General features: G+C 60.5%; 24 protein-coding genes. 9 read left to right on the top strand and 15 right to left on the bottom strand.

What is annotated here, in order from left to right:
• Positions 1–99: 99 nt before the first annotated feature.
• From dinG to pdxH, 5 genes are all read left to right on the top strand, one after another.
• A complete protein-coding gene (gene dinG / locus ACI512_RS10565; RefSeq protein ID WP_236378793.1) occupies positions 100–2,244 on the top strand; it encodes an ATP-dependent DNA helicase DinG in 2,145 nt (714 codons plus the stop codon).
• A gap of 88 nt (positions 2,245–2,332) precedes the next feature.
• On the top strand, positions 2,333–4,630 hold the full coding sequence (locus ACI512_RS10570; RefSeq protein ID WP_012722637.1) for a beta-galactosidase: 2,298 nt from the start codon (positions 2,333–2,335) through the stop codon (positions 4,628–4,630).
• Positions 4,631–4,712: 82 nt separating this feature from the next.
• A complete protein-coding gene (locus ACI512_RS10575) occupies positions 4,713–5,858 on the top strand; it encodes a serine hydrolase domain-containing protein (protein ID WP_405121758.1) in 1,146 nt (381 codons plus the stop codon).
• A 143-nt stretch (positions 5,859–6,001) separates the two neighbouring features.
• Entirely contained in the window at positions 6,002–7,153 is a 1,152-nt protein-coding gene (locus tag ACI512_RS10580; RefSeq protein WP_236378790.1) for an OmpA family protein, read from the top strand.
• Positions 7,154–7,180: 27 nt separating this feature from the next.
• The gene (gene pdxH, locus ACI512_RS10585) at positions 7,181–7,828 is read left to right on the top strand and encodes a pyridoxamine 5'-phosphate oxidase (protein WP_236378788.1); all 648 of its coding nucleotides are present in this window, start codon (positions 7,181–7,183) and stop codon (positions 7,826–7,828) included.
• Positions 7,829–7,864: 36 nt separating this feature from the next.
• On the opposite strand, the gene ACI512_RS10590 is transcribed toward pdxH, so the two are convergent.
• Positions 7,865–8,125 carry a hypothetical protein gene (locus tag ACI512_RS10590; protein WP_231808041.1) on the bottom strand — a complete coding sequence of 87 codons (261 nt, stop codon included), beginning with the start codon at positions 8,123–8,125 and terminating at the stop codon, positions 7,865–7,867.
• A gap of 157 nt (positions 8,126–8,282) precedes the next feature.
• Between ACI512_RS10590 and ACI512_RS10595 the strand changes: the two genes are divergently transcribed.
• Positions 8,283–8,747: a glycine zipper 2TM domain-containing protein gene (locus tag ACI512_RS10595; RefSeq protein ID WP_003189251.1), complete on the top strand. Its 465-nt coding sequence runs from the start codon at positions 8,283–8,285 to the stop codon at positions 8,745–8,747.
• 408 nt (positions 8,748–9,155) lie between these two features.
• On the opposite strand, the gene nhaA is transcribed toward ACI512_RS10595, so the two are convergent.
• Entirely contained in the window at positions 9,156–10,331 is a 1,176-nt protein-coding gene (gene nhaA / locus ACI512_RS10600; RefSeq protein ID WP_064054985.1) for a Na+/H+ antiporter NhaA, read from the bottom strand.
• Positions 10,332–10,547: 216 nt separating this feature from the next.
• Between nhaA and ACI512_RS10605 the strand changes: the two genes are divergently transcribed.
• Positions 10,548–11,642 (top strand): PLP-dependent cysteine synthase family protein, encoded by a 1,095-nt coding sequence (locus tag ACI512_RS10605; RefSeq protein WP_236378786.1) that lies wholly within the window; start codon positions 10,548–10,550, stop codon positions 11,640–11,642.
• A gap of 60 nt (positions 11,643–11,702) precedes the next feature.
• On the opposite strand, the gene ACI512_RS10610 is transcribed toward ACI512_RS10605, so the two are convergent.
• The 3 genes from ACI512_RS10610 to ACI512_RS10620 form a co-directional block, all read right to left on the bottom strand.
• Positions 11,703–13,316 (bottom strand): NAD(P)/FAD-dependent oxidoreductase, encoded by a 1,614-nt coding sequence (locus ACI512_RS10610; RefSeq protein WP_012722644.1) that lies wholly within the window; start codon positions 13,314–13,316, stop codon positions 11,703–11,705.
• Between the two features lie 107 nt (positions 13,317–13,423).
• Complete coding sequence (locus ACI512_RS10615; RefSeq protein ID WP_046036654.1) at positions 13,424–14,095, bottom strand: COG3650 family protein; 672 nt, start codon at positions 14,093–14,095, stop codon at positions 13,424–13,426.
• A 96-nt stretch (positions 14,096–14,191) separates the two neighbouring features.
• On the bottom strand, positions 14,192–14,791 hold the full coding sequence (locus tag ACI512_RS10620) for a short chain dehydrogenase (protein ID WP_236378784.1): 600 nt from the start codon (positions 14,789–14,791) through the stop codon (positions 14,192–14,194).
• A 104-nt stretch (positions 14,792–14,895) separates the two neighbouring features.
• Between ACI512_RS10620 and ACI512_RS10625 the strand changes: the two genes are divergently transcribed.
• Entirely contained in the window at positions 14,896–15,804 is a 909-nt protein-coding gene (locus ACI512_RS10625) for a LysR family transcriptional regulator (protein WP_064054988.1), read from the top strand.
• Here ACI512_RS10625 and ACI512_RS10630 read toward each other — a convergent pair.
• From ACI512_RS10630 to ACI512_RS10670, 9 genes are all read right to left on the bottom strand, one after another.
• Positions 15,801–16,286, bottom strand: a complete 486-nt coding sequence (locus tag ACI512_RS10630) for a DoxX family protein (protein ID WP_012722648.1) — start codon at positions 16,284–16,286, stop codon at positions 15,801–15,803. The two genes, ACI512_RS10625 and ACI512_RS10630, sit on opposite strands and share 4 nt — an antisense overlap.
• Positions 16,283–17,059 (bottom strand): DUF2063 domain-containing protein, encoded by a 777-nt coding sequence (locus tag ACI512_RS10635; RefSeq protein ID WP_046036655.1) that lies wholly within the window; start codon positions 17,057–17,059, stop codon positions 16,283–16,285. The genes ACI512_RS10630 and ACI512_RS10635 overlap by 4 nt, the downstream gene beginning before the upstream one ends.
• The gene (locus ACI512_RS10640; RefSeq protein WP_236378782.1) at positions 17,056–17,934 is read right to left on the bottom strand and encodes a DUF692 domain-containing protein; all 879 of its coding nucleotides are present in this window, start codon (positions 17,932–17,934) and stop codon (positions 17,056–17,058) included. The genes ACI512_RS10635 and ACI512_RS10640 overlap by 4 nt, the downstream gene beginning before the upstream one ends.
• Positions 17,935–17,957: 23 nt before the next feature.
• Positions 17,958–18,254: a DUF2282 domain-containing protein gene (locus ACI512_RS10645; protein ID WP_012722651.1), complete on the bottom strand. Its 297-nt coding sequence runs from the start codon at positions 18,252–18,254 to the stop codon at positions 17,958–17,960.
• Positions 18,255–18,426: 172 nt separating this feature from the next.
• Entirely contained in the window at positions 18,427–19,128 is a 702-nt protein-coding gene (locus ACI512_RS10650) for an ABC transporter ATP-binding protein (RefSeq protein ID WP_010212366.1), read from the bottom strand.
• A 1-nt stretch (position 19,129) separates the two neighbouring features.
• On the bottom strand, positions 19,130–19,897 hold the full coding sequence (gene livG / locus ACI512_RS10655; protein ID WP_012722652.1) for a high-affinity branched-chain amino acid ABC transporter ATP-binding protein LivG: 768 nt from the start codon (positions 19,895–19,897) through the stop codon (positions 19,130–19,132).
• Positions 19,894–21,147, bottom strand: a complete 1,254-nt coding sequence (locus ACI512_RS10660; protein WP_095184031.1) for a high-affinity branched-chain amino acid ABC transporter permease LivM — start codon at positions 21,145–21,147, stop codon at positions 19,894–19,896. The genes livG and ACI512_RS10660 overlap by 4 nt, the downstream gene beginning before the upstream one ends.
• Positions 21,144–22,067 (bottom strand): high-affinity branched-chain amino acid ABC transporter permease LivH, encoded by a 924-nt coding sequence (livH, locus tag ACI512_RS10665; protein WP_003172375.1) that lies wholly within the window; start codon positions 22,065–22,067, stop codon positions 21,144–21,146. The genes ACI512_RS10660 and livH overlap by 4 nt, the downstream gene beginning before the upstream one ends.
• Positions 22,068–22,296: 229 nt before the next feature.
• Positions 22,297–23,424, bottom strand: a complete 1,128-nt coding sequence (locus ACI512_RS10670; RefSeq protein ID WP_116628313.1) for a branched-chain amino acid ABC transporter substrate-binding protein — start codon at positions 23,422–23,424, stop codon at positions 22,297–22,299.
• Positions 23,425–23,765: 341 nt separating this feature from the next.
• Here ACI512_RS10670 and ACI512_RS10675 point away from each other — a divergent pair, with 341 nt between their 5' ends.
• Complete coding sequence (locus ACI512_RS10675) at positions 23,766–24,068, top strand: DUF2288 domain-containing protein (RefSeq protein WP_010212359.1); 303 nt, start codon at positions 23,766–23,768, stop codon at positions 24,066–24,068.
• A gap of 303 nt (positions 24,069–24,371) precedes the next feature.
• On the opposite strand, the gene ACI512_RS10680 is transcribed toward ACI512_RS10675, so the two are convergent.
• The gene (locus tag ACI512_RS10680) at positions 24,372–26,549 is read right to left on the bottom strand and encodes a hypothetical protein (protein WP_012722655.1); all 2,178 of its coding nucleotides are present in this window, start codon (positions 26,547–26,549) and stop codon (positions 24,372–24,374) included.
• Positions 26,550–26,600: the final 51 nt, after the last annotated feature.

A 26,600-nucleotide genomic window follows, 5' to 3' on the forward strand; every position in this document is an offset into this window, starting at 1 on the left:
TGTGGTACTCCGTTCTGCGCGGGATTAATTAGCGGGGTATGATAGCGGCCGATCCGAACCACTGAAAATTTATCCAGCGTTTTTTGCGCCCGACTATCCATGATCAGCACTGAACTCAAAACCACGATCCAGGGCGCCTATTCGCGTTTTCTCGAAGCCAAGAGCTTGAAACCGCGTTATGGCCAACGCCTGATGATCGCCGAAGTGGCCAAGGTCCTCGGGGATATCGACACCGACGACGAAGGTCGCCGCGAGGGTGAGCCCGCGGTCGTGGCCGTCGAGGCCGGCACCGGTACCGGCAAGACCGTGGCCTACAGCCTGGCCGCGATCCCGACCGCCAAGGCCGCCGGCAAGCGGCTGGTGATCGCCACCGCCACCGTCGCCCTGCAAGAGCAGATTGTCTACAAAGACTTGCCCGACCTGATGCGCAACAGCGGCCTCAACTTCACCTTCGCCCTGGCCAAGGGTCGTGGGCGCTATATGTGCCTGTCCAAGCTTGACGTGCTGTTGCAGGAAGGCCAAGCGCAAACCGCTACGGCGTCGCTGTTTGAAGAAGAAGGCTTCAAGATCGAGGTGGATGAAGTCAGCCAGAAGCTGTTCACCAGCATGATTGAGAAACTGGCCGGTAATAAATGGGACGGTGACCGCGACAGCTGGCCCACCGCCCTGGAAGACACCGATTGGGCGCGCTTGACCACCGACCACAGCCAATGCACCAACCGCCACTGCCCCAACTTCGGTCAATGCGCTTTTTATAAAGCCCGCGAAGGCATGGGCAAGGTCGATGTGATCGTCACCAACCACGACATGGTCCTGGCCGACCTGGCCCTGGGCGGCGGCGCTGTACTGCCCGACCCGCGCGATACCCTCTACGTCTTCGACGAAGGGCATCACCTTCCCGACAAGGCCATCGGCCACTTCGCCCACTACACACGCCTGCGCTCCACCGCCGACTGGCTGGAAACCACCGCCAAGAACCTCACCAAGTTGCTGGCCCAGCACCCGCTGCCCGGCGACCTGGGCAAGCTGATCGAACAGGTGCCGGAACTGGCGCGGGAGATCAAGACCCAGCAGCAGTTCATGTTCAGCGCCTGCGAGCAGGTAGCCGACTTCAAGCCCGGCGAAGACGTCGAGGGCCGTGAGCGGCCACGTCACCGTTTCGTCGGCGGGTTGATCCCCGAGCATATGCGCGAAATGGGCATTGAGCTGAAGAAGGGCTTTTCACGCCTGACCGACTTGTTCACCCGCCTCACTGACCTGCTCAAAGAGGGCATGGACGGCGAGGTCAACATTGGTATCGCCAGCAACCAGGCCGAAGAATGGTATCCGCTGTTCGGCAGCCTGTTGTCGCGTTCCCAAGGTAACTGGGAGTTGTGGACCGCCTTCACCGTCGAAGACCCGGAAGACAACCCACCCATGGCGCGCTGGCTGACCCTGTCGGAAAGCGGCGCGTTGTTCGACATCGAGGTCAACGCCAGCCCGATCCTCGCGGCCGAAATGCTGCGGCGCAACCTGTGGAACGTAGCCTACGGCTGCCTGGTGACCTCGGCCACGCTGACCGCACTGGGTACCTTCGACCGTTTCCGCATGCGCGCCGGCCTGCCGAAAAAGGCCGTCACCGCGGTGGTGCCGAGCCCGTTCCATCACGCCGATGCGGGTGTGCTGCGGGTGCCGGACCTCAAGGCCGACCCACGGGACGCACCAGCGCACACGGCGGCAATCATTCGTGACCTGCCGGGATTGGTGGAGGGTTCGCGCGGCACCCTGGTGCTGTTCTCTTCACGCAAACAGATGCAGGACGTGTTCGACGGCCTTGACCGTGACTGGCGCAAGCAGGTGTTTATCCAGGGCAACCTGTCCAAGCAGGAGACCCTGAACAAACACAAGGCGCGCGTGGACGGTGGGGACTCCAGCGTATTGTTCGGCCTTGCGAGTTTCGCCGAAGGTGTCGACTTGCCCGGCGCCTACTGCGAACACGTGGTGATCGCCAAGATCCCGTTCTCGGTACCGGATGACCCGGTCGAGGCGGCCTTGGCCGAGTGGATCGAGGCTCGGGGCGGTAATCCGTTCATGGAAATCTCGGTGCCGGATGCTTCCTTGAAGCTAGTCCAGGCCTGCGGTCGCTTGCTGCGTACCGAAGAAGACCGGGGCACCATCACCTTGCTCGACCGCCGCCTGGTCACCCAACGCTATGGCAAGGCTATCCTCAATGCCTTGCCGCCGTTCAGGCGCGAAATTTCTTAAGCCACCGTGGGCGGATTCGCCCACTTCGTGGTCTATCTCAATTATGTCATCAGGCCATTCACCGGCCGTCTGGGAGAACCTTGTTCGTATGATTCGCACGCTGCCCGCCCTTTTTGCCTTGCTGTTCGCCGCGCCCTTGATGGCCGCGCCTGCCGGGCAACAGACCTTGTTCAACTTCGTCCGGCCTGCCGATGTGGTCAAGGTGGCGACCCAGGACGCCAGCCTGCCGCAGTACAACGCCGAACAAACGCCCGAAGGCGAAGTGCTGCGCCGCATCACCTTCAACGCGGCCGCCGAACCGAGCCTGGTCCTCAGCCCGCAAACCGGTACCTGGGACTGGTCCCAGTCGGGGGCCATGAGCCTGCGCATCCAGAGTGCGATGGACTGGGCGCTGACGCTCTACGTCAAGGTGCAGAGCAGTGATGGCCGTACCTTGGTCAGTCGCGTCGACCTGCCCGCCGGCCCGGCGCAGACGCTGTTGGTACCGTTGCAGGCCAACTCGCCGCTGAGCCAGGGCATGAAGGCCGGTCCGCCGATGCCGATCACCGTGGACGGCCAGCGCGTGTTGCTCGCCAGCAGCGCGGGTGAGATCGACCGCAGCCAGGTGGTTTCGGTGACGTTGTCGATGATCAAGCCCAACGCCGCTCAAAGCATCCTGCTGGAGCGTTTCGGCGTGCAGGACAGCGAGCCGGTGCTGAAGGCCGCCTACAGCGAACTGGTGGATGCCTACGGTCAATCCACCCGTGCGCGCTGGCCGGAAAAAGTCAGCAGCGACGAGCAACTCAAGGCCGCCGCCGCCAAGGAGCAACAGCAACTGCAGGGCTGGCTGGCCACGCGGGATAAATCCGCCCTGGACCAATATGGCGGCTGGAGCAAAGGCCCGGCGTTCGACGCCAGCGGGTTTTTCCGCACTGAGAAGCGCGATGGGCGCTGGTACTTGGTGACGCCGGAGGGGCATCCGTTCTACTCCCTGGGCGTCAATACCGTGGCCCCGGACAACAGCCAGACCTACGTCGCCGGCCGTGAATGGATGTTCGGCGCGCTGCCTAAAGGCGGCGAACCCTTCGACAAGTATTACGGCAGCAGCGACAACCGCACCGGCAACGGCGCGGGCGAAGGGCGCAGCTTTGGTGCCGGGCGTTGGTATGACTTTTACGGCGCCAACCTGCAGCGCACTTATGGCGGTGAAGGGTTTGACCAGAAACGCTGGATGACGCACACCCTCGACCGCCTGCAAGCCTGGGGTTTCAACACCGTCGGCAACTGGAGCGACGAGAGCCTGGCCAGCGCTGACCGTGTGCCGTACACCTTGCCGCTGTCGATTGTCGGCGACTACGCCAGCATCAGTACCGGCACCGACTGGTGGGGCGGCATGCCCGACCCGTTCGACCCGCGCTTTGCCATGGCCACCGAACGCGCCGTGGCCATTGCGGCCCGCGATCATCGTGATGACCCGTGGTTGATTGGCTTCTTTGCCGACAACGAACTGGCCTGGGCCGGCCCTGGTGATGATCCCAAGTCCCGTTACGCCTTGGCCTACGGCACCCTGCGCATGACCACCGATGTGCCGGCCAAGCGTGCGTTCCTCAAGCAGCTGCGCGACAAGTACCGCAACGAAGAAGGCCTGTCGAAAGCCTGGGGCATCGAATTGAAGGGCTGGGAGCTAATGGAAGACCCGGGCTTCGAACCGCCGGTACCCAACCCTGAGCACCCGGAAATCGAAGCTGACTTCAAATACTTCCAGAAGACGTTCGCGGATGCTTACTTCAAGACCCTCTCCGACTCGCTGAAATGGCACGCGCCCAACCACCTGCTGTTGGGCGGGCGGTATGCGGTCAGCACGCCGGAAGCCGTGGCCTCCTGCGCGCAGTACTGCGATGTGTTGAGCTTCAACATGTACACCCTCAAACCCCAGGACGGTTATGACTTCGCCGCGTTGCGGGCGTTGGACAAACCCGTGCTGATCACCGAATTCAACTTCGGCTCGGCCGATCGTGGGCCGTTCTGGGGCGGCGTGACGCAGTTGGCCAAGGAAGAAGACCGCGGCGCGGCCTATGGCAATTTCCTCAAGCAGGCCATGGCCGAACCCTCGATTGTCGGTGTGCACTGGTTCCAGTACCTGGACCAGCCGGTGACCGGGCGTTTGCTCGACGGCGAAAATGGCCACTTCGGCCTGGTGGGCATCACCGATGTACCGTTCCAGGGGTTTGTCGACAGTGTGCGCAAAAGCAATCTGGCGGCGGTTGATCAACTGGGCAAGGAAGCGGAAAAGGCCAAGGCGGCCGGCGCCGTGCGTGAAAACGAAGGCGGCAGGGACGGGCACGACGGCAAAGGCGCGGGGCAGGGCGCCGGACATGCAGGCGGACACGCTGGGAATGGCCATTGATTGAGGGGTGACGGGTTCACAAAACCCGCCGGGGCTGGAACAATGTCGGCCACTTTTTGCTGTGTTTTCCGAGGGTGTTCAGGTGCAGATCCAGGGTCATTACGAACTCCAGTTCGAAGCGGTACGTGAAGCTTTCGCCGCGTTGTTCGAAGACCCGCAGGAGCGTGGTGCCGCGCTTTGCATCCAGATCGGCGGTGAAACCGTTGTCGACCTGTGGGCCGGCACCGCCGACAAGGACGGTGCCGAGGCCTGGCACAGCGACACCATCGTCAACCTGTTCTCCTGCACCAAGACCTTCACCGCCGTCACGGCCCTGCAATTGGTGGCCGAAGGCAAATTGCAACTTGATGCACCGGTCGCCCACTACTGGCCGGAATTTGCTGCGGCCGGGAAAGAGGCGATCACGCTGCGCCAGTTGCTCTGCCACCAGGCCGGGTTGCCGGCGATCCGCGAGATGCTGCCCACCGAAGCGCTCTACGACTGGCAACTGATGGTCGATACCCTGGCGGCCGAAGCCCCGTGGTGGGCGCCGGGTCAAGGCCATGGCTACGAGGCGATCACCTACGGCTGGCTGGTCGGTGAGTTGCTGCGTCGTGCCGATGGGCGCGGGCCGGGAGAATCCATCGTTGCGCGGGTTGCGCGGCCATTGGGACTGGACTTCCATGTGGGCCTGGCGGATGAAGAGTTTTATCGCGTCGCCCATATAGCGCGCAGTAAAGGCAACATGGGCGATGAAGCCGCGCAACGTTTACTGCAAGTAATGATGCGTGAACCTGCGTCCATGACGACGCGTGCTTTCGCCAATCCCCCGTCTATTCTGACCAGCACTAATAAACCTGAATGGCGTCGCATGCAGCAGCCGGCGGCAAATGGTCACGGTAATGCGCGCAGCCTGGCGGGTTTTTATAGCGGATTGTTGGACGGTAGTTTGCTCGAAGCCGACATGCTTGAACAATTGACCCGCGAACACAGTATCGGGCCGGATAAAACATTATTGACCCAGACCCGTTTTGGCCTGGGCTGCATGTTGGACCAACCGCAACTGCCCAACGCCACCTTCGGCCTTGGCCCGCGTGCTTTCGGGCATCCCGGTGCCGGTGGTTCGGTCGGCTTTGCCGACCCTGAGCATGATGTAGCATTTGGTTTCGTGACTAATACATTGGGACCTTACGTACTTATGGACCCACGGGCACAGAAGTTGGTCGGAATATTGGCCGGTTGTCTGTAAACCCCTTGCTGTTTCACGTTTTTTTGTTACAAAGGCGAGTATAAGAAGGCGCTGAACGAAATGATGTAACTTTAATGTTCTGTAAGCGTCTGTTTAATGGGTCATACAGACCCCCGTTTCTTTTCTCATTTTGTGGATATCTCATGTTATCGAACAAGTCCTTGGCACTGGCGCTATGCCTCACTATTACCGGCTGCGCACAAACTCCACAAAATGATGCCGAGGGCGGGCATTGGTGGTCATTTGGGTCTGATAAGGCCGCGACCAAAGATACAGTGACCCAAACCGACGCCAAGCCGGATGCCAAACCGGACGCCAAGCCAGCTGCTGGCGCCAAGCCTGCCGCACCGGTAGCGGCTGCCGCTGCTGCGCCGGCTCCGGCGCCTACTGCCAAGGCCGATACCGGCTCCAGTTGGTGGCCGTTCTCTTCCAAGACCGCCGACGAAAAGGCCGCCGATGCCAAGGCCGACCTGAAAGCCGACCTCAAGGCCGCGGAGCCTGCCCCTGCGGTCGCTAAGAACGACACTGAAACCCACTGGTGGTGGCCGTTCGAAAGCAAGCCCAAGCCACTGGCCAAGGTCGATGTGACCAACGTGCCGATGCCCGATCCGAAAATCACCCAAGCCTGGCTGGACGATTATGAGCCGCGTCTGCGCGCCGCCATCAAGGACAGCAACCTGCAACTTGAGCGTCGCGACAACGTGCTGGTGGTGATTGCCCCGGTAGACGGTTCCTACAACCCGAAACGTCCAGCGATGTTGCTGCCGGTCACCCTCGGTCCCTTCACTCGCGTCGCCAAGGCCGTTGAAGCCGATCCGAAGACCGCTGTACTCGTATTGGGCCACGTCGATGCCACCGGCACCGCCCCGGCCAGTCAGGCGTTGACCAAGGAACGTGCGCAATCCATCGCCTCGATCTTCAGCCTCAGCGGCTTGAAGCAGGATCGTCTGATGCTGCGTGGCATGGGCGACCTGATGCCACGTGCCGCCAACGACAGCAACCAGGGCCGTGCCCTGAACCGTCGTATGGAAATCATGTTCACCCAACGCACCACCATGCTGGCGCTGCTGAGCAAGTATCAATCGGGCAAGACCCCGCCTGCCGCCGAAATGGTTGCCGTGCAGGACGTTCCAGCCCCGGCCCCAGCCGCCAAGACATCGGCCAAAAAGGCGCCGGCCAAGAAAGCCGCCGCCAAGCCAGCCGCTAAAAAAGCCCCGGCCAAGCCCGCTGCGAAAAAAACGGCCCCAGCCAAAGCCAAGGCCGCTGCACCTGCCAATGACCAGGCAAAAAACTGAGCCGCTGAACCACAAGGATAAAGCCGCATGACCCAGGCACTGGCCGATATGCGCCGTGACTACACACGGGATGGTTTGAGCGAGGCCCAGGCCCCGGGCGAGCCGTTTGCCTTATTCCACCAGTGGTTTGCTGACGCGGTGAAAACCGAGCAGCCACCGGTGGAGGCCAATGCCATGACCTTGGCCACGGTGGACCAGGACGGTCGCCCGCACTGTCGCATCCTGTTGCTCAAGGGCCTGGACGCGCAGGGCTTTACCTTCTTCACCAACTATCAGAGTGCCAAGGGCCAACAGCTCGCGGCACGGCCGTTTGCGGCCATGACGTTTTTCTGGCCGACCCTGGAGCGCCAAGTGCGCATCGAGGGTCGGGTGGTCAAGGTCACCCCTGAGGAGTCGGACGCTTATTATCAGGTCCGTCCGCTGGGCAGCCGCCTGGGGGCATGGGCTTCTCCGCAGAGCCAGGTTATTCGTGACCGGGAAGAGCTGCAGGACCTGCTTAAGGCCACCGAGCAACGTTTCAGCGATACCCAGCCCGATTGCCCGGAGCATTGGGGTGGCTATCGCTTGTTGCCCGAGCGCATCGAGTTCTGGCAAGGCCGCGCCAGCCGCCTGCATGATCGCCTGAACTACCGCCTGCAAGACTCCCAGTGGACGCGCGAGCGTCTGGCACCCTGAGCTGCACCTTTCGTCACTTCGCTTGAATGTTGCCCATCACCCTGAAGTCTCTTGGACAGAGACTTCTGGCGTGTATTGCTGTGCGGCATTTTTCAACCAGTGCGGCAAGTCTGCCCGTTTGATCTTCAATGCGCGGGCCCTCTCCAGCTGCTTGAGCATGAAGGCACGCTTGTGTAGATCATTGCCTGCCATGGACAGTGCGAGATCACGGTCCATCCAGCGCTTGATGCGCAGGTACAACCAGCCGTGGAAATACAGGCCGGCAAGGGTTGTGACTACAATGATGAAGTAATCCATGAAGGTCCTGGCTACGAGAGAAGTGCTACCGTTCGTCGAGTTTTCTGGTGCGGGCAGTCTGTACTAAGGCTGAATGAAAGCAATTTTCTGTGGGGCTTGCCGTGACAGGCGTCAAGCCGCAGCGTTTAATGAACACCTGTCCTTTGGAGTTGATGCTATGCGTAAGTCCGTTTTACTGGTTGCCTGCTTTACCACCCTGTCGTTGCTGCTGGGTGGCTGCGCCTCGAGTCTGACCGGCGACTCGTACTCCCGTGACGAAGCGCGTCGTGTGCAGACCGTGCGCATGGGCACCATCGAATCCCTGCGTCCGGTGAAAATCGAAGGCACCAAGACCCCAATCGGCGGCGCTGCAGGCGCAGTCATCGGCGGCGTTGGCGGCAGCGCCATCGGCGGTGGCCGTGGCAGCATCGTGACCGCCGTGATCGGCGCCGTCGCCGGTGGCCTGCTGGGTTCGGCCACCGAAGAAGGCCTGACCCGCACCCAAGGTGTGGAAATCACCGTTCGCGAAGACGATGGCAGCATGCGCGCCTACGTGCAGGCCGTGCAGGAGAATGAAATCTTCCGCATTGGTGACCGCGTACGCATCATGACCGTTGATGGTACCAGCCGCGTTACGCGTTAAACGCTGGTTGTAGAAACACAAAACCCCAGCCGGGTGACCGGTTGGGGTTTTTGGTTTTATGGGGTGTGGCCGGGTTGAACTGCAAAAAATGCAGGCAATAAAAAACCGCCTTAGTAGGGCGGTTTTTTGCGAACCCCATTATTGACGGGGCTGCGACTTCAAAGATGCATTGACCTGCATCCAAGGGCTCACGTGTTCCGGTAAGTGCGCTGGAGGTAAGGCCCAGCGTTAGGAGGGCCGAGTATGTCGAAGTTTGCACGACCTGTGGCGAGGCAGCTTGCTCCCGCTGGGGCGCGAAGCGGCCCTGGGTAAGCGATATAGCACCACAATCGCGGTAAACGCTCTGGGGCCGCTGCGCAGCCCAGCGGGAGCAAGCTCCCTAGCCACAGTGAGTCTTCGTCGGGCGTATCAGGCCTTCTTGCGACTCGCCATTGCCGTCACCGCATAACCAATACACGCCGCCAGGATCGATCCCGTCAGAATCCCCATCCGGTCCTCACCCGCGAACTCACTGGCACCCGGCACAAATGCCAGCGAACCCACAAACAGGCTCATGGTAAAGCCGATACCGCACAGGATCGCCACACCAAACACCTGGCCCCAATTTGCGCCGTTGGGCAGGGCGGCGATGCCGGTCTTGATGGCCAGCCAAGTGAGCCCGAACACACCAACGGTCTTGCCGATCAACAGGCCCGCGGCGATGCCCATAGGCACATGGTGAGTGAAGCTTTCCAGGCTGACGCCGGTCAGGGACACCCCGGCGTTGGCGAAGGCGAACAGCGGCAGGATGGCGTAGGCCACCCACGGGTGCAGGGCGTGCTCCAGCGTGAGCAATGGCGACGGCTCGGCGTTCTTGGTGCGCATCGGGATGCAGAATGCCAACGTCACACCGGCGAGCGTCGCGTGCACGCCGCTCTTGAGTACGCACACCCACAGGATCAGCCCAATAATCAGGTACGGTCCGAGCTTGATCACACCCAGGCGGTTCATCGCGATCAAGGCAATCAAGCAAGCACCTGCACCTGCCAGGGCTGCACCGGACAGGTCGGCGGAATAGAAAATGGCGATCACGATGATCGCGCCCAGGTCGTCAATGATCGCCAGGGTCATCAGGAACAGCTTCAGCGACACCGGCACGCGCTTGCCCAGCAGGGCGAGCACGCCGAGGGCAAATGCAATGTCGGTGGCCATGGGAATCGCCCAGCCGGAAAGCGCAGCCGGGTAGTCCTTGTTGATCGCCCAGTAGATCAGGGCCGGCACGACCATGCCGCCGATGGCCGCTGCGCCTGGCAACACCACTTGCGAGGGTTTCGACAGGTGGCCGTCGAGCAACTCGCGCTTGACCTCCAGGCCGATCAACAGGAAAAACAAGGCCATCAGGCCATCGTTGATCCATAGCAGCGCCGGCTTGGCGATTTTCAACGCGCCAATCTGTGCCACCACCGGTACATCGAGAAACGCGTTGTACAGGTGTGACAAAGGCGAATTGTTAATAATCAGGGCCAGCGCCGCAGCCGCGATCAATAACAGGCCACTGGCGGCTTCCAGCTGGAAGAAACGGGTGAAAGTGCTACGCAGAGCCAAGGGATGCTCTCCAATCCAGATTCAATAGGTGGGTACCCTAACCCGTACCGTTAGTTGTTAAAACAAAAGTTATATTCTTATTTGTTATAAGCGGCGCGCTGGGATGAGGTTGTGCTTAAGCCTAGCAATTGTGTGTCCAAACGTGCCGTTACTGTACCTGTGTGGCGTGTAGGAAACCCCCTAGAATCAAAGCCGAAATCCTTAGAGAAAACCTCCATGAGCGACCACCGTCCCTGGGCCCGCGAAGCCATTCGCATCATTGAAGCCGACTTCCAGCGCAGCGCCGACACGCACCTGATCCCCTTGCCGTTGCCGGGATTGCCGGGTATCGAGTTGTATTTCAAGGACGAGTCCAGCCACCCCACCGGCAGCCTCAAGCATCGACTCGCGCGCTCGCTGTTCCTGTATGCACTGTGCAATGGCTGGCTCAAGCCGGGGGCGCCGGTGATTGAGGCGTCCAGCGGGTCGACGGCGATTTCCGAAGCCTACTTTGCGCGCCTGCTTGGTTTGCCGTTTATTGCGGTGATGCCGGCCACCACCTCCCAGGAAAAAATCGCGCAGATTGCCTTCTATGGCGGCAAGAGCCACCTGGTGCAGGATCCGACGCAGATCTACGCAGAGTCCGAACGCCTGGCCCAGGAAAGCGGCGGGCATTTCATGGACCAGTTCACCTACGCCGAGCGCGCCACCGACTGGCGAGCGAACAACAATATCGCCGAGTCGATCTTCCAGCAGATGCGCTTCGAGCAGCATCCGGAACCGAGCTGGTTGATCTCCAGCCCCGGCACTGGCGGCACCACCGCGACCCTCGGTCGCTACGTGCGCTACCGCCAGCATTGCACCCGCGTGCTGTGCGCCGATGCCGAGCGATCGGTGTTTTTTGATTTTTATCAGAGTGGCGATGCGAGCTTGCGCCTGGACTGCGGTTCGCGAATCGAAGGCATTGGCCGGCCACGGGTCGAGGCGTCGTTTTTGCCCAAGGTGATTGATGCGATGGTCAAGGTGCCGGATGCGTTGTCGCTGGCGGCCATGCATTACCTGGCCGAGCGGCTGGGGCGACGGGTCGGCGGTTCCAGTGGGACCAACCTGATTGGCGCGCTGGTGGCGGCGCTGCAAATGAAAGCGGCAGGGGAGTCGGGTTCGATCGTGGCGATCTTGTGCGATGGGGGCGAGCGCTACGCCACGACCTACTACGCCCCGGCGTGGCTGGCGGGGCAGGGGTATGAATTGGACGGTTTGATTGCGGCTGTTGCGGCCAGTGTTGAGCGGGGTGAGCCGTTGCCCGACACGATCTTGCGCGCAAATATCTGACCCGACACAAAGCAAAATATGGGAGGGGCTTGCCCCCTCCCATATTTGGATCGCGGTGTTTTAGGCTTCGATGCCCAACATATCCCGGGCCAATGCCTCGGCAATCCGAATCCCATCCACACCCGCCGACAGAATCCCACCGGCATAACCCGCACCTTCACCGGCCGGGAACAGGCCTTTCACGTTCAAGCTCTGCATCGATTCGTTGCGGGTAATCCGCAGCGGCGATGAGGTACGCGTCTCGATACCGGTCAACACCGCATCGTGCAGCGAGTAGCCCTTGATCTGCTTCTCGAACGCAGGCAACGCTTCGCGGATCGCCTCGATGGCGAAGTCCGGCAAGGCCAGGGCGAGGTCACCCAGGGACACGCCGGGTTTGTAGGACGGTTCCACACTGCCAATCGCCGTGGACGGCTTGCCGGCGATGAAATCACCGACCAACTGCGCGGGCGCCTCATAGTTGCTGCCGCCGAGAATGTAGGCGTGGGACTCCAGGCGCTCCTGCAATTCGATACCTGCCAGCGGGCCACCCGGATAATCCACCTCAGGCGTGATGCCGACCACGATGCCGGAGTTGGCATTGCGCTCGTTACGCGAGTACTGGCTCATGCCATTGGTCACGACGCGGTTCGGCTCTGACGTGGCTGCGACCACGGTACCGCCTGGGCACATGCAAAAACTGTAGACCGAGCGGCCGTTCTTGGCGTGGTGCACCAGCTTGTAGTCGGCGGCGCCGAGCTTCGGGTGCCCGGCATACTTACCCAGGCGTGCGGCGTCGATCAGCGATTGCGGGTGTTCAATGCGGAAGCCCACCGAGAACGGCTTGGCTTCCATGTACACGCCACGACCATGGAGCATGCGGAAGGTGTCGCGGGCGCTGTGGCCCAGGGCCAGGATCACGTGCTTGGAGAGGATTTGCTCGCCGCCATCGACGACCACGCCGTTCAATTGGCCGTCTTCGATCAGTACGTCGGTCACCCGCTGTTCGAAGCGCACTTCACCGCCGAGGGCGATGATTTGCTCGCGCATGTTTTCTACCACGCCGGTCAGGCGGAACGTGCCGATGTGTGGTTTGCTGACGTAGAGGATTTCTTCCGGCGCGCCGGCCTTGACGAACTCGTGCAGGACTTTGCGACCGTGGAATTTCGGGTCCTTGATCTGGCTGTACAGCTTGCCGTCGGAAAAGGTCCCGGCGCCGCCTTCACCGAACTGCACGTTGGACTCGGGGTTGAGCACACTTTTGCGCCACAGGCCCCAGGTGTCCTTGGTGCGCTGGCGCACTTCCTTGCCGCGCTCGAGGATGATCGGCTTGAAGCCCATTTGCGCCAGCAACAGCCCGGCGAAGATCCCGCAGGGGCCGAAGCCGACGACGATAGGGCGTTCTGTCAGGCCTTGCGGTGCATGGCCCACGACTTTGTAGCTGACGTCCGGTGCGGTGTTGACGTTGCGGTCATCGGCGAACTTGAGCAGCAGGGCGGCTTCGCCTTTCACGTTCAAGTCGATGGTGTAGATGAAGCACAACTCCGACGACTTCTTGCGGGCGTCGTAGCTGCGCTTGAACAGGGTGAAGTCGAGCAGGTCATCGCTGGCGATGCCCAGGCGTTGCACGATGGCAGGCCGCAGGTCCTCTTCAGGATGGTCGATGGGCAGCTTGAGTTCGGTGATTCGTAACATGACAGGATCCGGTGGGCGGCGGGCAATGAGGCCGGCTGTTTTGCAAACCGGCGATTATAAGCCCCAAAGGCCGTTTCCCGTCAGGTTAAAAAAGCACAGGGGTCCAGTCAGTCGTCGCGCGAACCCCCAAACGCTGCGCAACCCCGTTGCACCTTGCCGTTGACGCGCAACTCGGCGCTCATGTGCTGCAGGCTGCCGCTGACCGGGTCGACGCAACGCTGCGGGGCCACCCACAGTTCGACTTTCTGGTTGTTGGCTTCGGTCATGAGGTTGAAGCGGCCTTCGCCGATTTGCTCTTCCACATAAGGCACCGCCAGTGGCGGCTGGCCTTCGCGCTGCAGCACCATGCCCTTGGCGGTGACGTTCATCGACCAGGCCGGGTTGTGGCCATTGGCACGCAGGATCGTGCGTTTGAAGTCCGGGTCGTTGCAGGCCGAGGTCGAGCGCTCCATGCGGTAGAGCTGTTGCAGGTCCACGCTGCCCTGGGTGCCGCTGGCAACGCCGGAAAACTGGCCACGCAGGTCAGCGAACAGCGCACCTTGCTGGCCGGCCAGGGAGGCCGCCTCCTGCAGGATGCTGGTGCCGCTGGTGTCGTTGACCACATAGTTGCGTTTGTCGTTGCACGGCTGGAACAACAGTTTGCCGCCGACCGCCGTGAGTTCGCCCTGCATACGGGTCAGTCCCGCGAGAGAGGGCTTTGCCGGCTCGCTGTCGAACATCTGGCAGGCGGCGAACAGGGGAAGCAAGGCAAACAGGGCAAGGCTATGGGCGGCACGCATTATCGGGTCTCCAGACAAGTGCCGCCACGTTACGCAGACCTGCGTTGCATCACAACCCCGGTCGCCAGCTTCAGTCAATTCCGACAGGCATCCGATTTAACCAACGATAAAGGTCTGACCCGTCTGCAAGCCTTCGACACTTTTCGCGTAGGCCAATGCCACCTCGGCGCCGGGCGCCGGTTTGTAGCCACGAAAGTACGGCGCATAGCTGCCCATGGCTTCCAACAGTACGGTCGGGCTGACGGAGTTGACGCGCAGGCCGCGCGGCAATTCGATTGCGGCGGCTTTTACGAAGGCGTCAATGGCGCCATTGACCAACGAAGCCGAAGCGCCGGTGCGGATCGGGTCGCGGTTGAGAATGCCGCTGGTGAAGGTAAACGAGGCGCCGTCGTTGGCATATTCACGCCCGATCAGCAGCAGGTTGACTTGGCCCATCAGCTTGTCACGCAGGCCCAGCTCGAAGTCGCTTTCGCGCATGTCGCCCAGCGGCACGAAGTTCACGCTGCCGGCTGCGCAGATCAGGGCATCGAACTTGCCGGTCTGTTCGAACAGTGTGCGGATCGAGGCGCTGTCGCTGATATCCACCCGGAAGTCGCCGCCGCTGCGGCCGATGCTGAGCACTTCGTGACGCTGAGACAGTTCGGTCTTGACCGCCGAGCCAATCGTGCCGCTGGCGCCAATCAATAGGATTTTCATGGTGCTGTTCCTCCAGGGGTTAAGTGAAGGGTCAGTCTAGAGTGGCTTTTTGGGTGGATAAACGCGCTAATAGGCAACCTTTGGTTTTCAAATGGAAACAATCCATGAGCGAGATGGATGACCTGGCGGCCTTTGCCGTACTGATAGAAGCCGGTAGTTTCACCTTGGCCGCCGAGCAACTGGGCTGCAGCAAAGGGCAGTTGTCAAAGCGGATCAGCCAGTTGGAGGCGCAGTTTTCCGTGGTATTGCTGCACCGCACCACGCGCAAACTCAGCCTGACTGCCGCGGGTGCGGCGTTGCTGCCCCAGGCCCAGGCATTGGTGGTGCAAGTGGATCGCGCCCGCCAGGCACTGGCTCGGCTTAAGGATGACCTGGCCGGGCCTGTGCGTATGACGGTTCCGGTATCGCTGGGCGAAACCTTTTTCGATGGCTTGTTACTGGAGTTTTCCAAACAGTACCCGCAGGTGCAGATCGAGCTGGAGCTCAACAACCGCTACCGTGATCTGGCCCGGGACGGCTTTGACCTGGGCGTACGCTCAGGCGCGATTGAAAACGAGCGCCTGGTGGCCAAGCCGTTGCTGGCCTGGCATGAGATGACCTGCGCCAGCCCGGCCTACCTCGAGCAATATGGCGAACCCGAGACGCCGGCTGACCTGGCCGCCCATATTTGCTTGCTCAACAGTCACTACAGCGGTCGCGAGGAGTGGTTGTACCACCAGCAGCACGAATTGTTGCGGGTGCGGGTCAGTGGCACCTTTGCCTCCAATCACTACAACCTGTTGAAAAAGGCCGCGCTGGTGGGCGCGGGTATCGCGCGCCTGCCATCCTATGTACTGCCGGCGGAATTGGCTGACGGCCGATTGCGTTGGCTCCTGCGCGATTATCAGACGCGGAGCATGCCGATGTATCTGGTGCACCCCTATCAGGGCGGCCTGCCGCGTCGCACCCAGGTGTTGGCCGACTACCTGGTGGATTGGTTCAAGCGCAGTGGTGAGGCGCTGGATCGGCTTTAAGCGTAGCGACGGGCGATCAGGTGATCGATGGACACACGTCCCGGCCCTTTGGCCACCAGCAGTAACAGCAGCGCAATCCAGGTGCCATGCGTCGGGTAGGCGTCCGGGTAGACAAACAGCTGAATCACCAGGGTCATGCCGATCAGGGCCAAGGCCGAAAAGCGCGTGGCGAACCCGACGAGGATCAGCACCGGGAAAAAGTGCTCGGCAAACGCAGCCATAGGCGCCGCCACTTCAGGCGAAAGCAGTGGCACATGGTATTCACTGCGAAACAGCGGCAGTGTCGAAGCCGCCAGTTTCGGTGTGCCGAGCTGGAAGGTACCGCTGATCAAATCAATGGCAAAGCCTTCGACTTTGGTTTGCCCGGATTTCCAGAACACCGCGGCAATGGAAAAGCGCGCGACAAAGGCAATCAGGCTGTAGGGGATTTGCTCGAAGAGTTGTATGACCCGTTTGATCAAGTATGAAGGGTGAGTGTTCATGGCGATACCTTGTGTTTTAGATGCAAATGAGTGATGGCGCTGTGGCTGATCAGCAGCGTGAGGCATCGGTGCAGATCGAAGTCGGGTGACGCATCGAGCGCGTGTTCCACGGCTTTTTCTAAGGTCAGGCCTTGGGCAAGGCTGTTGATAAACGCCACTGAACTTCGATTGATGGCGAAAACCTTGACCTCCAGCCCGTGGCGCAATACCAGCGCACTCTGGGCGTTCCACGGGTCCAGGGTCGCCAGGCCGCCCTCGGTCTGGTGCGCCGCCCACACCGTCACGACCGCATACGCGGAGTCCAGGGTGCCCACGGACGGGTGCAGTTGCAGGCGCAGCGCTCCCAGGTCTGCTTGATCTTGCAATGCCAGCAGCACGGCCTGTTGATCCAAGGGGTGGCTGTCGCTCGCGTGATACGCGCAAACCCGCAAGCGCTCCAGACGGGCAATATCTGCCAGGTAGGGCACGCTGGCCGCCGGTTCGAAGCCCTGGATGAAATCGGCGAGCGTGCTGCCGTACTCACTGATCAATGGACTGGTCGGCGCGTGCCCCTGGACGTAGACGCCGGCCATTGCGCGAAAGAATTCATCGCCCACCAGTTGCAGCGTCACCGGGTATGCTGTCACCAATGCGTTGATCAACGCGCTGTGCACATTGTTGCGGTATACCGCGAAGCGGCTGGCTGGATCGGCACCGTTACTGCTGAACAAGCCATCTGGACACGCCTGTTCCGGCGCCAGCAAGGCCGCGGTGAAGTCGTCATGAAGGCTCATGGGATCACCTGCGAAAGATGCCAGTCGGCCTGTTCAGCTTCCGTCAGCAGCACGCCGAACGCCGGCAACTGATTGTCCCGTTCGATCAGCGTCGCCATCGGGCCGATGCGTGCCAGTACTTGTTCGTAGAGCTGCCACACGGCGTTATCGATGGGCGAACCGTGGTCATCGATCAACAGGCGGTCGCCCAGGCTGTCAGCGTCTTCGGCGAAACCGGCCAGATGAATTTCACCCACGGCGTGCAACGGCAGGGCATCGATGTAGGCGAGTGGGTTGAGCTGGTGGTTGATGCACGACACGTAGACGTTGTTCACATCCAGCAACAGGCCGCACCCGGTACGGCGAATGATCTCGCTTATGAAATCGGTCTCGTCCAGGGTTGAGCGTTGGAACTGCAGGTAGGTCGACGGGTTCTCCAGCAGCATCGGCCGCTTGAGGGTGCTCTGTACCTGGTCCACGTGTTCGCACACCCGTTGCAGGGTGGCGCTGTCGTAGGCCAGGGGCAACAGGTCATTGAGGAACACCGGGCCGTGGCTGGACCACGCCAGGTGTTCGGAAAAGGAGTGGGGTTGATAGCGCTCGATCAGCGTGGCCAACCGCGCCAAGTGCTCACGGTTCAGCGGGCCTTCGCCACCGATGGACAGGCCCACGCCGTGCAATGACAGCGGGTACTGCTCGCGGATCAGCCCCAGGTAGTGATGAAACGGGCCGCCGGCCACCATGTAGTTTTCGGCATGCACTTCAAAAAAACCGATATCGGGTGCGGTTTCGAGCACTTCAACGAAGTGCTCGTGCTTGAGCCCTAGCCCGGCCCTGCGTGGGAGGCCGGGCGCCTGAGCCTGGGAGACGGCTTGCAGGGATGAAAGAGTCATCATCAGTACTCAGGTTTCGCGAGGGATCAGGACTTGGCGGTAAAGGCTGCTTCCTGGCCGAAGCCGGTCGGCGAGGTGGAGCTTGGGGTCTTGAGGCAGGTGCCGGCTGGGACCAGTTTCCAGGCGTTGGCCTGGTCTTTGGTTTTCGAGGTGCCGGCGCAGGAAGTGCCGGCGCCGGCGGCGCAATCGTTTTTGCCCGCTTCGGCGACACCGAAGCATTTCTGCATGTCGTCGGCTGCGTGGGCGGTGGTGGTCAGGGCGGACAGGCTCAAGGCCGAACCGAGTGCCAGTACCAGGGTAGCGGCGGACAGTTTGGTAGTCATGGTGTATCTCCAGCAGTGGGTTGAGGTGGCAGGCATGGGTGCCTGCGTACACCTCTAGAGACGGTACGGAGAAAATCGTTACAAGCCTGTAGGGAAAATCTTTTGTTTTTCCGCAAAAAAAAAGAGGAGCGGGTTTCCCGGCTCCTCTCATGGTTTTTTCCGATCGGCTTTATCAGCCGCCCAGGTACGCCTCACGCACTTTCGGATCCGTCAGCAACTGCTCGCCCGTACCCTGCATCACCACCCGGCCGTTTTCCAGCACATAGGCACGGTCAGCGATTTTCAGCGCCTGGTTGGCGTTCTGCTCCACCAGGAACACCGTCACACCGTCCTTGCGCAGTTGTTCGATGATGTCGAAGATCTGCTGGATGATGATCGGCGCCAGGCCCAGTGAAGGTTCGTCCAGCAGCAGCAGCTTGGGCTTGCTCATCAGCGCACGGCCGATGGCGAGCATTTGCTGCTCGCCGCCGGACATGGTGCCACCGCGCTGGCTGAAGCGTTCCTTGAGGCGTGGGAACAGGTGCAGCACCTTGTCCATCTGCTCCTGGTAGTCGCCCTTGTCGGTAAAGAACCCGCCCATGGCCAGGTTCTCTTCCACGGTCAGGCGCGAGAACACCCGACGGCCTTCCGGCACCACCGCAATGCTCTTGCGCATGATCTGCGACGACTGCTGGCCCACCAGCTCTTCACCCATGTAGCGGATGCTGCCGCTGTGGGCCTGGGGCGAACCGCACAGGGTCATCAGCAAGGTCGACTTGCCGGCGCCGTTGGCGCCGATCAGCGTAACGATCTCGCCTTGGCGCACTTCCACGTTGACGCTGTGCAGGGCCTGGATCTTGCCGTAGAAAGTGGAAACGTTTTCGAATTGCAGCATTTTACGCTTCCCCCAAATAGGCTTTGATCACTTCAGGATTGTCGCGGATCTGCTCCGGCGTCCCGTCGGCCAGCGGCGTGCCCTGGTTGATCACCACGATGTGGTCGGAAATGCTCATGACCAGTTTCATGTCGTGTTCGATCAACAACACCGTGGCGTTGTTTTCCTCACGCAACACGCCGATCAGCGCCTTGAGGTCTTCGGTTTCCTTGGGGTTCAGACCGGCGGCCGGTTCGTCGAGCATGAGGATCCGCGGACGGGTCATCATGCAACGGGCGATTTCCAAGCGGCGTTGCTGACCGTAGGCCAGGGTGCCGGCCGGGCGGTTGGCAAACTCGGTCAGGTTGACCTTGTCCAGCCAGTACTCGGCGTACTCCATGGCCTCGCGCTCGCTTTTGCGGAACGCGGGGGTCTTGAACAGGCCGGCGAAGAAGTTGGTGTTCAAGTGACGGTGCTGGGCGATCAGCAGGTTCTCGACCGCCGTCATGTCCTTGAACAAGCGCACGTTCTGGAAGGTCCGCACCACGCCCTTGCGGGCGATCTCGTGACCGGCCAGGCCCTGGATCGGCTGGCCGTCGAGCAGGATGCTGCCACCGCTCGGCTTGTAGAAACCGGTAAGGCAGTTGAACACCGTGGTCTTGCCGGCGCCGTTCGGGCCGATCAACGCAACCACTTGTTTCTCTTTCACGGTCAGGGCCACGCCATTGACCGCCAGCAAGCCGCCGAAGCGCATGCTCAAGTTTTCGACTTTCAGGATCTCGCGGCTCATTTGCGCAGCTCCATGTGTGGACGTTGCATGGGCAGCAGGCCTTGAGGACGCCAGATCATCATGAGCACCATCATGGCGCCGAACATCAACATGCGGTATTCGCTGAACTCACGCATCATTTCCGGCAGCAGGATCATCACGATCGCGGCCAGGATCACGCCCAGTTGCGAGCCCATGCCACCCAGTACCACGATGGCGAGGATGATCGCCGACTCGATAAAGGTGAACGACTCCGGCGTGACCAGACCTTGCCGAGCGGCGAAGAAGCTGCCGGCGAAACCGGCGAACGCAGCACCCAGGGTAAAGGCGGAGAGCTTGATGATGGTTGGGTTCAGGCCCAGGGCGCGGCAGGCGATTTCATCTTCGCGCAGTGCTTCCCAGGCGCGGCCGATTGGCATGCGCAGCAGGCGGTTGATCACGAACAAGGCGGCCAGCGCCAGCAACAGGGCGACCAGGTAGAGGAACACCACCTTGCTGACCGGGTTGTAGGCAATCCCGAAATACTCGTGAAAGGTCTGCATGCCTTCAGCGGCGGTACGGTCGAACGACAGCCCGAAAAACGTCGGCTTGGGAATGCTGCTGATACCGTTCGGCCCACCGGTGATATCGGTGAGGTTACGCAGGAACAGCCGGATGATTTCACCGAAGCCCAGGGTCACGATCGCCAGGTAGTCACCGCGCAGGCGCAGTACCGGGAAGCCCAGCAGGAAGCCGAACGTGGCCGCCGCCATGCCTGCCAGCGGCAGACAGATCCAGAAGCTCCAACCCAGGTAGTGCGACAGCAGTGCGTAGGTGTAGGCACCCACGGCGTAGAAGCCGACATAACCGAGGTCAAGCAGACCGGCCAGGCCCACCACGATGTTCAGGCCCAGGCCCAGCAATACGTAGATCAGGATCAGGGTGGCGATATCAACCGCACCGCGCGAGCCGAAGAATGGCCAGATCAACGCGGCGACGATCAGGCCGATGATGATGTAGCGCTGGGTGCGTGGCAGCGTCAGGAATTGGCTGACCTTGGGCGACACCAGTGGGCCACGGTTGGACTTGAACAGTGCACCGACCTGCTGGGTGAACAGCACGCGCAGGAACATCAACACCGAGCACAGGGCGATGATGGTCAGGGTCACGGGACCGGTGCCATGCACTTCCAGGTTGATGCCGACAATGCTCAGCTTGAGGCCCAGTACCGGGAACGCCACGGCCCAGACCAGCAAGGCGCTGAAAAACGCCGATTTAAGATATCTGCTCATACTTTCTCAACCTCCGGACGGCCCAGGATGCCGGTCGGACGGAACAACAGCACCAGAACCAACAGGCCGAACGCCACGACGTCCTTGTACTGGTCGCCGAAGATATCGGCACCAAAGGCTTCGGCCACACCCAGCACCAGGCCACCGAGCATGGCGCCCGGAATGCTGCCGATGCCGCCCAATACCGCTGCGGTGAAGGCCTTGAGGCCCACCAGGAAACCGGCGTTGGGGTTGATCACGCCGTACTGCATGCTCAGCAGCACCGCCGCAACGGCTGCCAGCGCAGCGCCGATCACGAAGGTCAGGGCGATGATGTTGTTGGTGTTGATGCCCAGCAGGTTGGCCATCTTGATGTCTTCGGCACAGGCCCGGCAGGCGCGCCCCAGACGGGAGCGGGAGATGAACAGGGTCAGGCCCAGCATGGCCACCAGGGTGACGACGAAGACCAGGATCTGCATGTAGGAAATCAGGACTTCTTCCGCACCGCCCGGGCCGAAGGAGAAGCTCCCCGGAATCAGGTTGGGAATGGATTTGTCCTTGGAGTCCTGGGACAGCAATACGGTGTTCTGCAGGAAAATCGACATGCCGATGGCGGAAATCAGCGGGATCAAACGGTTGCTGCCACGCAAGGGGCGGTAGGCAACGCGCTCGATACTGTAGCCATAGGCACTGGTTACGACGATCGACGCAAGGAACGCAGCGGTCATCAACAGCGGCAGGGAGTGGATACCCATCATGGCCAGCCCGGCAAGGGCGATGAAGGCCACGTAGGAACCAATCATGTACACCTCGCCATGGGCGAAGTTGATCATTCCAATGATGCCGTAAACCATTGTGTAGCCAATGGCTATCAAGGCATAGGTGCTGCCAATGGTCAGGCCATTAACCAGCTGTTGGAAAAAATGATAGATCTCAGGCATTACAGCGCTCCTAAAAACCCGATACGCATTTCACTGGTGGAGTCATGTTCCGGCCCCGTGCTGTGTTCTGTGAGCACATTTGCACAAAGCGTTTGCCAGCGAACCGCTGGTGACGGTTTTAAGATTTTCAGGTGAGCCAGCGCCCGGATCGCGGGTGTCAGGCCCATAAACCTCGTAAAACAAAGCCCACTGCTCTCACAGTGGGCTTGTTGGACCAGTAACGCCTGGCTTACTGAGGGGAAACTTCGGTTTTTGGTTTACCGAAGTGCCATTCGTAGACCACGAATTTGAAGTCCTTCAGGTCGCCCTTGGCGTCGAAGCTCAGCTCGCCGGTAGGGGTCTTGAAGGTGCCCGCGTGGATGGCTTCGGCCACTTTGGCGGTGTCTTCGCTTTTCGCGGCGGTGATGCCTGCCGCGATCACTTCAACGGCCGAGTAGGCCGGGAACACGAACGGACCGGTTGGGTCCTGCTTGTTCTTGGCGAACTCTTCAACGATGGCCTTGTTGGCCGGGTCGGTGTCGAAGGATTTCGGCAGGGTCACCAGCAGGCCTTCGGAAGCGCCCTGGGCGATTTGCGAGATGGAGTCGTTACCGACACCTTCTGGGCCCATGAACTTGGCGTTCAGGCCTTTTTCCTTGGCTTGGCGCAGGATCAGGCCCAGCTCAGGGTGGTAGCCGCCGTAGTAGACGAAGTCGACGTTGGCTTGCTTGAGTTTCTGGATGATCGAGGAGAAGTCTTTGTCGCCGGCGTTCAGGCCTTCGAAGACGGCAACCTTGGTGCCTTTTTTCTCGAGGGTCTGTTTGACGGCAGTGGCGATGCCTTCACCGTATTGCTGTTTGTCGTGCAGGACGGCGACGATTTTCGGCTTCACGTGGTCGGCGATATAGTTGCCGGCCGCTGGGCCTTGCGCGCTGTCCAGGCCGATGGTGCGGAAGATCAGCTTGTAGCCACGGGCGGTGATTTCCGGGCTGGTAGCCGCCGGGGTAATCATGATCACGCCTTCATCTTCATAGATGTCGGAGGCTGGCTGAGTGGAGCTGGAGCACAGGTGACCGACCACGAACTTGACGCCGTCGTTGACTACTTTGTTGGCGACGGCCACGGCTTGTTTTGGATCGCAAGCGTCGTCGTATTCCTTGGCTTCAAGCATTTTGCCGTCGACGCCGCCCTTGGCGTTGATGTCGGCGATGGCTTGCTTGGCACCCATGAATTGCATGTCGCCGTATTGCGTCACTGGGCCGGTCTTAGGCCCGGCGATGCCGATCTTGATGGTGTCGGCTGCGAACGAATGGCCGGCAACCCCAGCCAGGACCATAGCGGCAAACAGTTTGGAAATCTGCTTAGTAGCCTTATTCATAGTGCTCCACTCTTGCTGTTGTCTTTTTTATAGTTCTAGCGGCCTTGTGAGCTGCAGAACCGGATCAGATATCTCGGATATCCCCCCGGCAGTGCTCTGGCAACTGTACCGGTACAGTGTAGAGCGCCGGTTGATCGGTTGAAAAGCTGGCTGCTGGGGGCAAAAGCCGGGTGTGTCGCTTAAATGAAAGAAAAAGACAGAATTGCGGCGGGGTGATGCCAGAGTTTCGGGCAATCCTTGGCGTTCCTGACACTTTCTCTCGATGACTCATTTGCAACTGGGTTTTTCTGCTTGAGGCGTGACGCTATGATTGCGCCGATTTTTCCCCAAGGTGAACACCCATGACGCAAGAACCTAGCACCCTCTATGCCAAGCTGCTCGGAGAAACCGCCGAAATTTCCTGGAAGGAGCTTGAGCCGTTCTTTGCCAAGGGTGCCCTATTGTGGGTCGATGCCGGGCTGGATTTGATCGAGGCTGCCGAGGGAATGGCTGAGGACAACCGCGACAAAGTCGCTGCCTGGCTGGCCGCAGGGAGCCTTGGCGAGGTGTCTGCGACGCGGGCATTGGACCTGGTTGAACGTGATCCTAGCCTATGGGCGGTGGTGGTATCGCCGTGGATTCTGATCCAGGAAAGGGCAGTGTAAGAAAGGGTTGCACGAAAAAGGTGCGTGTTTTTTGCTGTGGCAAGTGTGTAGCGGAGTAACTGCTGACGCCGTGATGGCATGTTGCCGTGAAGAAAGGTCACAGGTGAGGGTGACGTGCACGGCATGGGAACAGTTAGGGCGCTGGCGGAATCGCTGCGCAATTGTTTCCAAGTGTGCCGGGACTGTAGATAGCTGTTGTTTGGACTGCCGCATTCGCGAGCAAGCCCGCTCCCACCGTTGACCGTGCGCATCCTGCGGAAATGCGGTCAACTGCGGGCTTGCTCGCGAAGAGGGCAACGCGGCCTAGGCGGTTTTACCGGTGTGGTTATTCAACGAAATAACCTTGGTCTTGCCGATGCGGTGACGATAAATCTCGCGCAGGTACTTGATCGCTTTCTTCACGCAGTCCCGTGACAGGCGAATGTCATTGATCGACACGAACTTGTCTTTGTCGTTGATCAGCTCGCGGTACTTCTTCTCATACATCGGCTTGATCGCGTACCAGTTGGTATCGAGGATCTTTGCCGGGTTTTCGAACTCGTTGAGCAACTCGTCGATGCGGTCTTCATCGAAGTCTTCGTGGATGATGAAGTCCAGGATCGAGTTGTCCAGCGTGTCATCGAAGCGGTACGGGTTACGTGCAAAGCAGCGCTTGATAAAGGCCACGATCAACGTGAGGAAGTCATCCGACAGGCACGGGCTTTTCGCGATCAGGGTGGTCAACGACAGGTTGGCCGAGGCACCGATCACCAGTGCGTAGCGCTTGAGGGTGGTGTTGGGGAACAAGCTGTTGAGGTGGGTCTTGAGCCGGTTCAGGTCCATGTAGGACAGCTTGTAGTCCTTGGGCAGCGACACGATGGACACCACCGACGAGCAGTTCTTGAAGAAGTGCAGGTCATGCAGCGCGGCCGCGTCGTAGCCGGAGTTCTTGTACTGCTCCAGGGAGGCCTTGTAGCGCTTGGATTCGATCGGCAGCAAGCTGATGCCTTCGATGGCCTGGGTGACCTTGTTGAAGTGCGGCAGGTCGATGGAGCGGAAGAACAGGTCGTCGATGTTCAGGCGCTGGGGCTCTTTCTCGAAGACCTTGAATTTGTCATTCGACGGTGCCGGCGTTTCCGGGACCACGGACTCGGCGTAGGCAATCGCCACCGGGCCGGCCAGGCTCATGAACAGGTCGTTGGCATCCAGGCGAATGGTTTCGCCGATGTCGATACCGGCGCGGCGGAAGTAGTTCTGGTCGTAGTCGGTGGTCACGGCCTGGGCCGTGAGGATGTTGAAGATCTGCTGGGAAATGTACTGGTTGGCGTGTTTTTCCATGGCATTGACGTCAATGTTCTGGATATTGCCGTCATCGCTTTCTTCGGCATAACGCATGATGTCGTTGGAGATCAGCATCATCGCGTTCCACGGCCGGATACGGCCCTTCACACTGGCTTCGCTGCTGTCTTCATTGGCGAAGTTGTACGAGAAATCCCATTCTTCCGACAGGTATTTGCACAGCAGCCGTCCGGCGTTGATGTGCAGCGCCTCGGACATTTCGCTGCGGTGGTCGGAGATATTCGGTAGCACGCAAATGCCGCTGGTGAAGATCGGCTCGAACACAAAGGCGTGGCCGCTCTTGCTGTCGTGCTCGTCGGCGGGCTTGGTGTCGAACGTCTTGTTCATGTACGAGTGCTGCTGGGCCAGGCCGAACTCCGAGGCCATGCCCGAGCCGGTACCGCCGCCGGCGCTGAAGATTGAGAAGTACAGGCGCGACTGGTTGGCCTTGATGCCGCAGGAGTCGATCAAATACGAGTGGATCATCTTCCAGTCGGGGCTGGAAAAACGCTGGGTGTCTTTGTTGAGGATGATCTTGGCCAGGTACTGGCCGAGGATCGGCGCGTTACCGGCGCCACCGGCGTGGACCTCCGACAGGTCCATGATTTTCATCTTGCTGTAGTCACGCAGGAAACCGCTTTTCTCGCCCTTGCGCGAAAAACGGATGCGCCCGGCGATGTCCTTGTCCAGGTCGCCGAGCATCACCAGCGGTTCTACCAGGAACACCGGTTTGCTGGCCTTGCCGCTGCCCAGGCGCAGGTTGTTGCGGATCCACTGGGCCGGGCTGTAACCCTTGTCCTGTGATTTATCTTCGTTGCTGAACTCGTTCAAGTAGAACTTGCGGGCGTTGTACACCAGCTCCGCTACATCCAGCGCGATGTTCGAACCGCAACGGCCCAGGCCGATCAGGCACACCGACGGGAATTCCTGCTCGGTGCGCGGATCGCTGTCGCCTTCCAGATGGGGCGGGCGAGGGAACACCATGTCGCGCAGGCCATCGAGGTTGTCGAGGATGCGGTCGGTATTGGTTTCGGTGAAATACAGGTATTGCTGAGTGGCCAGCGGGCGGGCGGTGCTCAATGACTTTGAACCTGAGGGTTTTTCCGCAGGAGCTGGGAGCAACACGTCGGATACCACGGTGGCAGAGTTATTTTTAGAAGTCATTGTGCGCCATGTGCCTGGGCGGATGGCTGAAGAGTATCAAATGGCCATCAC

This window comes from Pseudomonas petroselini (assembly GCF_045037875.1).
Lineage (GTDB): Bacteria > Pseudomonadota > Gammaproteobacteria > Pseudomonadales > Pseudomonadaceae > Aquipseudomonas > Aquipseudomonas petroselini.

Excerpts from the sequence above, each read along its gene's own strand:
- ACI512_RS10590 (WP_231808041.1), bottom strand. The coding sequence starts at position 8,125 with ATGGATTACTTCATCATTGTAGTCACAACCCTTGCCGGCCTGTATTTC.
- ACI512_RS10640 (WP_236378782.1), bottom strand. The coding sequence starts at position 17,934 with ATGATGACTCTTTCATCCCTGCAAGCCGTCTCCCAGGCTCAGGCGCCC.
- ACI512_RS10625 (WP_064054988.1), top strand. The coding sequence starts at position 14,896 with ATGAGCGAGATGGATGACCTGGCGGCCTTTGCCGTACTGATAGAAGCC.
- ACI512_RS10645 (WP_012722651.1), bottom strand. The coding sequence starts at position 18,254 with ATGACTACCAAACTGTCCGCCGCTACCCTGGTACTGGCACTCGGTTCG.
- ACI512_RS10620 (WP_236378784.1), bottom strand. The coding sequence starts at position 14,791 with ATGAAAATCCTATTGATTGGCGCCAGCGGCACGATTGGCTCGGCGGTC.
- ACI512_RS10570 (WP_012722637.1), top strand. The coding sequence starts at position 2,333 with ATGATTCGCACGCTGCCCGCCCTTTTTGCCTTGCTGTTCGCCGCGCCC.
- dinG (WP_236378793.1), top strand. The coding sequence starts at position 100 with ATGATCAGCACTGAACTCAAAACCACGATCCAGGGCGCCTATTCGCGT.
- ACI512_RS10635 (WP_046036655.1), bottom strand. The coding sequence starts at position 17,059 with ATGAGCCTTCATGACGACTTCACCGCGGCCTTGCTGGCGCCGGAACAG.
- ACI512_RS10670 (WP_116628313.1), bottom strand. The coding sequence starts at position 23,424 with ATGAATAAGGCTACTAAGCAGATTTCCAAACTGTTTGCCGCTATGGTC.
- livG (WP_012722652.1), bottom strand. The coding sequence starts at position 19,897 with ATGAGCCGCGAGATCCTGAAAGTCGAAAACTTGAGCATGCGCTTCGGC.
- ACI512_RS10675 (WP_010212359.1), top strand. The coding sequence starts at position 23,766 with ATGACGCAAGAACCTAGCACCCTCTATGCCAAGCTGCTCGGAGAAACC.
- livH (WP_003172375.1), bottom strand. The coding sequence starts at position 22,067 with ATGCCTGAGATCTATCATTTTTTCCAACAGCTGGTTAATGGCCTGACC.
- ACI512_RS10605 (WP_236378786.1), top strand. The coding sequence starts at position 10,548 with ATGAGCGACCACCGTCCCTGGGCCCGCGAAGCCATTCGCATCATTGAA.
- ACI512_RS10630 (WP_012722648.1), bottom strand. The coding sequence starts at position 16,286 with ATGAACACTCACCCTTCATACTTGATCAAACGGGTCATACAACTCTTC.
- ACI512_RS10660 (WP_095184031.1), bottom strand. The coding sequence starts at position 21,147 with ATGAGCAGATATCTTAAATCGGCGTTTTTCAGCGCCTTGCTGGTCTGG.
- ACI512_RS10595 (WP_003189251.1), top strand. The coding sequence starts at position 8,283 with ATGCGTAAGTCCGTTTTACTGGTTGCCTGCTTTACCACCCTGTCGTTG.
- ACI512_RS10580 (WP_236378790.1), top strand. The coding sequence starts at position 6,002 with ATGTTATCGAACAAGTCCTTGGCACTGGCGCTATGCCTCACTATTACC.
- pdxH (WP_236378788.1), top strand. The coding sequence starts at position 7,181 with ATGACCCAGGCACTGGCCGATATGCGCCGTGACTACACACGGGATGGT.
- ACI512_RS10680 (WP_012722655.1), bottom strand. The coding sequence starts at position 26,549 with ATGACTTCTAAAAATAACTCTGCCACCGTGGTATCCGACGTGTTGCTC.
- ACI512_RS10650 (WP_010212366.1), bottom strand. The coding sequence starts at position 19,128 with ATGCTGCAATTCGAAAACGTTTCCACTTTCTACGGCAAGATCCAGGCC.
- ACI512_RS10615 (WP_046036654.1), bottom strand. The coding sequence starts at position 14,095 with ATGCGTGCCGCCCATAGCCTTGCCCTGTTTGCCTTGCTTCCCCTGTTC.
- ACI512_RS10610 (WP_012722644.1), bottom strand. The coding sequence starts at position 13,316 with ATGTTACGAATCACCGAACTCAAGCTGCCCATCGACCATCCTGAAGAG.